Source organism: Alteribacillus sp. HJP-4, assembly GCF_042139015.1.
In the GTDB taxonomy this organism is placed as follows: Bacteria; Bacillota; Bacilli; order Bacillales; family Marinococcaceae; genus JBHIKY01.
Genome location: NZ_JBHIKY010000037.1, coordinates 21,511 through 27,909, shown reverse-complemented (window position 1 = coordinate 27,909; position 6,399 = coordinate 21,511). Strand labels below are relative to the sequence as shown.

The 6,399-nt window shown below is 47.8% G+C and carries 4 protein-coding genes; 3 read left to right on the top strand and 1 reads right to left on the bottom strand.

Annotated elements, in window-relative coordinates; genetic code table 11:
• Positions 1-367: 367 nt before the first annotated feature.
• Positions 368-1,573 (bottom strand): threonine synthase, encoded by a 1,206-nt coding sequence (locus tag ACE4RR_RS20285; protein WP_375537259.1) that lies wholly within the window; start codon positions 1,571-1,573, stop codon positions 368-370.
• 227 nt (positions 1,574-1,800) lie between these two features.
• On the opposite strand from ACE4RR_RS20285, the gene ACE4RR_RS20280 reads away from it, so the two are divergent.
• From ACE4RR_RS20280 to ACE4RR_RS20270, 3 genes are all read left to right on the top strand, one after another.
• Positions 1,801-3,555, top strand: coding sequence for a sigma 54-interacting transcriptional regulator (locus ACE4RR_RS20280; RefSeq protein WP_375537258.1), 1,755 nt, complete (start codon positions 1,801-1,803; stop codon positions 3,553-3,555).
• Positions 3,556-3,711: 156 nt separating this feature from the next.
• Positions 3,712-4,887, top strand: coding sequence for an iron-containing alcohol dehydrogenase (locus ACE4RR_RS20275; protein WP_375537260.1), 1,176 nt, complete (start codon positions 3,712-3,714; stop codon positions 4,885-4,887).
• 24 nt (positions 4,888-4,911) lie between these two features.
• Entirely contained in the window at positions 4,912-6,369 is a 1,458-nt protein-coding gene (locus tag ACE4RR_RS20270) for a CoA-acylating methylmalonate-semialdehyde dehydrogenase (protein WP_375537257.1), read from the top strand.
• The last annotated feature ends 30 nt before the right edge of the window (positions 6,370-6,399 follow it).

Here is a 6,399-nt window from a genome sequence, read left to right as displayed (position 1 = left end):
TAGAGGAATAAAAGGGTCCTTTTTTGAACTTCCGTTTTTGTTGGAGATAAAATGCAGGTTTTTCAGCAGCCTCGCTGCTCTTCCCACTGGAGTCTCCGGACTTGTCCCCTGCTCTCTTCTATTTAGGATACTACTTTTTCTATAAAAAGGGGCTTTTGCTACAGCCCCCGCTTTATTAAAATTCTACTTTTAAAAGACCTTCCGTTTTTCAGTGGCCTCGAAGAGCAGCGGCTGAAGATCCGCCGGGCGTGGGTTTCGCCCGGTTAGCTGAAGCGCTGCCCACGGAAAGCGAAGGACTTGTCCCCTGCTTTTTTTACCATCCAAAAAGGGGCGAGTATCATTTATGATACAGCCCCAGCAATATTTATTATAATGTATCCTCCGGGGAGAGAAGCGGGACATTTACATCCACCGTTTCAGGATATTTAATGCCCATGCCTGTATTTAAGCAGACAACGGTTTCGTTCGCTTTGATCCAGTCCTCAGAGCGGAGCTTTCGCACAGCAGCAAAGACAGCGGCACCTTCTGGACAGATGAAGGTTCCTTCTTTTCTTACGATATGCTGCTGTTCCTTAAGCAGGGTCTCGTCACTGACTGCCACCGCACATCCGTTCGTTTCATAGACGGCTTCCAGCACGAGAAAATCTCCGATTGCTTTAGGCACATTGATACCAAAGGCAGCAGTTCTGGATTCCGGCCAGAAGTCAGAAGAAGTTTTATTTTCCTCATACGCCTTGACGATCGGTGCGCATTCCTCTGCCTGCACCGCTACGAGTCTCGGCATTTTATCTTCTCTCACCCAGCCGAGCTCCATCAGCTCTTTAATCGCTTTGTATATGCCGATGATTCCAACACCTCCGCCGGTTGGATAAGCAATCACATCCGGCAGCTTCCACTGCAGCTGTTCGGCAATTTCAAGCCCCATCGTTTTTTTGCCTTCAATCCGATAAGGCTCTTTTAGGGTCGATACATCAAACCATCCGTGCTTCTTCACAGAGCGTCCAACAATTTTACCGGCATCACTGATCAGGCCGTTAACAAGGTGAAGGTCGGCTCCGGCAATGGCACATTCCTTTCGTGTCACGATCGGAGCGTCGACCGGCATGACGACATGAGAAGTAATGGACGCGCGGCTGGCGTATAAAGACCAGGCTGCTCCAGCGTTTCCGTTTGTCGGCATTGCAATTTCTTCAATACCAAGTTCTTTTGCTTTGGAAACACCGACCGCGGAGCCTCTGGCTTTAAAAGATCCGGTGGGAATTAACCCTTCATCCTTCATCCACAGCTGCGCGATGTCGAGTTCTTTTTCTATTTTTTTCATTTCTAAAAGCGGAGTCATTCCTTCTCCGAATGAAACAATATTTGCTTCTTTTTTAACCGGCAGCAGCTCATGGTATCTCCACAAATCAGGTTGGCGGCCGATGACAGATTCTTTGCGGAAATGGACCTTCAGCGCATCCATGTCATAGGCGACTAAAAGGGGAGATCCGCACGAACAGAGGTTGGCAGGTTCATCCACAGAGTAAGTGTTCTGGCATTTTGGACAATAAAGGTGCGAGACGTAGCTGAACATACATATGTACCTCCTTAAAATTGAAAAGCAGAAAAACCTGATTACCGGCAGGAAAAAACCACACAGTAAGGTAACTATTCCCTCATGATACTTATTATAATCTGAAAGAACAATAGTGATAATGATAGAAAAACCCGCAAATAGGGAAAGGAAACAGTAAGATACTCCCTGAATGTTGTTTCACGTGAAACATAAGGGAATGGTCGAAGATTAAAGGAGGAAAATACGTGAAAGAGAAGGTGGACCGATACTTAGTAAAGGAATGGATGCTCCCGGCAGTGGCATTTATAATCGGAGAAGCAAAAGTAGATGATGTGTTACAGGCAATGGAAGAGGGAGAACGCCGCCAGATTATATTTATAAACGAAGAAAAAACTCCCATCGGCCTTCTAGACTCCGAAAAATTTTACCGCCATTTACTTAAAGACAAAAGTCCCAAAAAGAAAGTGAAAGAAAGCTGGCTGAATGACGTGGAACCATTATCGGAAGACGAAAGTATTCTTCACGTCAAGGATCTGCCGTCGCCGGTTCAGGACAAACAAGGTAATTTAACCGGTGTGCTTGATTGGGAGGACGTAGCAAGGGCTTACCGCGGCTTTGCCGAAGACTGGAAGAACGATACGGAAGTATCAGAGCTTATTTTAAACAGTGCTTATGAAGGGATAGCAGTCGTGGATCAAGATGGAATTCTCGTGCAGATGAACACTGCTTATCGTAATTTTCTCGGGATGTCTGAAGACAGTGAGATCATCGGCCGCCCGGTGGAAGAGGTCATTGAAAATACGAGGCTTCACAAAACGGTGGAATCCGGGCTTCCAGAAAAGGGAGAAATTCAGGTGATTCAGGGTCAGAAAATGGTCGTACACCGCATCCCGATCAGAAAAGGAGGAAGGGTCACCGGTGCCATAGGCATGTTAATTTTTGAAGGAGTGAGTGAGCTGTACCGGATTCTTGGAAATGCGGCGAACATGGAGCTTGCTCCTCCTTTTAAAAATGAAGACAGGAAAAAGATCGAAGAGGACGGAAGGCTGTATACGTTTGAGCAGTTAATTGGAGACAGCTCCCCGCTATTGGACAGCAAAAGTAAGGCAAGAAAAGCGGCGCGGACGAAAGCGACCGTGCTGTTGACCGGAGAAAGCGGAACAGGAAAGGAACTATTTGCGCAGTCTATTCATCAAATGAGCGAGCGTACCGGGGCGTTTATAAGCGTAAACTGTGCTGCGATTCCCGAGCACCTGCTGGAAGCGGAGCTGTTTGGCTACGAAGAGGGAGCCTTTACCGGAGCCAAACGCGGAGGAAGCACGGGTAAATTTGAAGCAGCTAATTACGGAACACTTTTTCTTGATGAAATCAGCACGATGACGATGGCGATGCAGGCAAAGATTCTGCGGATTCTAGAAGAACGGGAAGTAGTAAGGGTAGGCGGTCATGCACGTATTCCTCTGCAGGTGCGAATCATTGCTGCGACAAACGAGGATCTTATCGGGCTTGTGGAAAGCGGCAGATTCCGGGAGGATCTTCTATACCGGCTTCACGTTATTCCCATTCACGTGCCTCCACTCCGTGAACGAACGTCAGATATTCCGCTGCTATTCCAGCATTACATGCAATATTTTGCCGAGGAAAATGACCTTCCTCCAAAGGAATTGCAGCAGGAAGCGCTCGAAATGTTAATGGACTATGAATGGCCCGGCAATATCCGAGAGCTGATGAATATCGCAGAGCAGATAATGATTTTATCAGATCATTATACAATTTCAGCTTCCGACCTGCCTCCGTTGATACGCCGTCAAGCAAATCAGCCGGAAGAGACGAACAAAACGCCGTTAAGAGAAGAGCAGTGCAGGCGGGAAAAGCAAATGATTATGACTGCCATTGAAGAACATCGGGGCAATAAAACTAAAGCAGCGCAGGCCTTGGGGATCCACCGCACTACGTTGTACAAAAAAATCAAAGAGCATCAAGTGCCAGAATATTTGTAGATTATTGTATACATATGTATTTTATAATCTACACAAAAAGACAATGCCACTGCCATTTTTCAGCGGTTCCGACCAATTGGAAAGCTGGCATGTTTTTTGCAACAGAATTAAGGGAGGATAGAAAAAAGAGGAGGAGATGAAGTGAGCATTTCTGCAATGAATTTTCCGAACACGATTATCTACGGACATGGAAGTCTGGAGAAGGTGGGAGAAGAAGCAGCTAAGCTGGGCGGGAAAGCATTAATTATCAGCGATCGTATTATGAAGGAACTCGGCTATTTAAAGGAATGTCACGATTATTTAGAGCAGGCGGGTATTCCCTATATTGATTACCTCGAAGTAGACCAGGAGCCAACCGATATTTTTGTACGGGAAGCACTGGAGAAGCAGGCCGAACACAGAACTGATATCATGATTGCGCTTGGTGGAGGCAGCTGCATCGATACCGCTAAAGCAGCAGCAGTGCTTGCTGCAAATGATGGAGAGATTCATGAGTATATGAACAACCGCAAACGGGCGGATAAGTTGGCCCAGCCGCTGATTGCCATACCAACAACAGCTGGGACCGGCTCTGAAGCTACAGATGTAACGATTATCACAAACACGTCGAACGATGTGAAAATGATGATTAAGCAGCCTGCCTTCATGCCGGCTTCCGCCATTGTAGACGCGAAGCTTTCTATGTCTTCACCGCCGGGAACGACGGCGGCCACTGGTGTGGACGCTCTTACTCATGCGATTGAAGCATACATTTCAAGAAAAGCTCATCCATTTTCAGATCAGCTTGCTCTCTCTTCCGCAAAATTAATCATGGAAAATATGAAAGCGGTTTATGATAACGGTTCCAATGAGAAGGCACGGGAAGGCATGGCGCTGGGAGCACTGCAGGGCGGAATGGCTTTTTCAAACTCGTCCGTCTGCCTCGTTCACGGCATGTCCCGGCCGATCGGCGCGTTGTTCCATGTCCCTCACGGAATATCAAATGCCATGCTGCTTCCAGTGGTGCTTGAATTTACAAAAGAAAGCTGTGAGGATAGACTCGCAGAAATGGCGCGTTTTATCTATCCGGAAAAAATGGACTGGCAGGATCCAGAAGCGGCTGTGTACCTGGTGGATGAAGTGCTTCGTCTCTGCCGTCAGCTCGATATTCCAAATATGAAAGCGTGGGGAGTCGCCGAAGAAGAATTCTTTTACAGCCTGCCGAAAATGGCAGAAGATGCGGTGGAAAGCGGGAGTCCCGGAAACAACCCCAGGGTGCCTGAAAAAGAAGAAATTATCGCTTTATACAAAGAAGCTTTTACGTATGAATACCCTGCTTATCTTTCAAAGTAAATTATTAAAGGAGTGCATCAACAAATGGGAACGACGACTGTAAAAACATTAAAAAATTACATTAACGGCCAATGGGTCGATGCAGGCACAGCAACCTATGACAGTGTTCCGAATCCGGCCACCGGCGAAGAGCTTGCCAGGGTGCCGCTGTCGTCAAAAGAAGATGTAAACGCTGCTGTGCTCGCGGCAAGAACTGCGTACAAATCGTGGAACAAAACTCCCGTGCCGAAGCGGGCGCGGATATTATTTCGATATCAGCAGCTTTTGATGGAGCATTATGAAGAACTCGCTGAAATAATCACCCTGGAGAATGGGAAGTGTTACAACGATGCTTACGGTGAGGTGCAGCGCGGAATTGAGTGCGTCGAATTTGCAGCCGGTGCACCCAGTCTTATGATGGGAGATGTTCTCCCGGATATTGCTACGGATATTGAATCTGGCATGTACCGCTATCCAGTAGGTGTCGTTGGCGGTATCACGCCATTTAACTTTCCAATGATGGTGCCGTGCTGGATGTTTCCACTCGCGATTGCCTGTGGAAATACATTTGTGTTGAAACCGTCGGAGCGGACACCGCTGCTGGCAAAAAAGCTGGCAGTATTGTTCTCGGAGGCCGGACTCCCGGAAGGGGTGTTAAACATCGTGCATGGAGCACACGATGTCGTAAACGGGCTGCTTGAACATGATGAGGTCAATGCCATTTCCTTTGTCGGATCCCAGCCGGTCGCAGAGTATATTTACAAAACAGCTGCTAATCACGGCAAACGAGTACAGGCGCTTGCCGGTGCAAAAAATCACGCGATTGTACTCGGAGACTGTGACAAGGAAAAAACGATCCAGGGAATCATGAGTGGGGCATTTGGAAGCGCGGGACAGCGCTGTATGGCCACTTCTGTGGTGGTTGTTACGGAAGACATCGCGGACGAAGTGGTTTCAGAACTCAAGCAGGCAGCAGACAAACTGACCTTAGGGGACGGTCTCCATGAAAACGTGAATCTAGGCCCGGTCATCCGGCAGTCCCATTTGGATAAGGTCCACAGAAATATAGAAGAAGGGGAAAAAGAAGGGGCGGTGCTGGTCCGCGACGGACGGAAAGATGCGGCTGATATGGAAGAAGGTTACTTTCTCGGGGCTACGATATTTGACCATGTAACCCCTGAGATGAGTATCTGGCAGAGAGAAATATTCGCTCCGGTTCTATCCTTTGTACGTGTCAAGGACTTGACCGGGGCAATTGAAGTAACGAACCGCTCCGATTTTGGCAACGGCGCCGTGTTGTACACGTCCAGCGGCCATGCCGTCCGCCAGTATCGGGAAGACATTGAAGTAGGAATGCTTGGCGTCAATGTCAATGTGCCGGCTCCTATGGCATTCTTCCCTTTCTCCGGATGGAAAAATTCCTTTTACGGAGATCTGCATGCGAACGGGAAAGACGGCGTTGAATTTTACACGAGAAGAAAGATGCTGACGTCGCGCTGGTAAGAAGAAGACGCAGAAATAAAAATCTGCCGG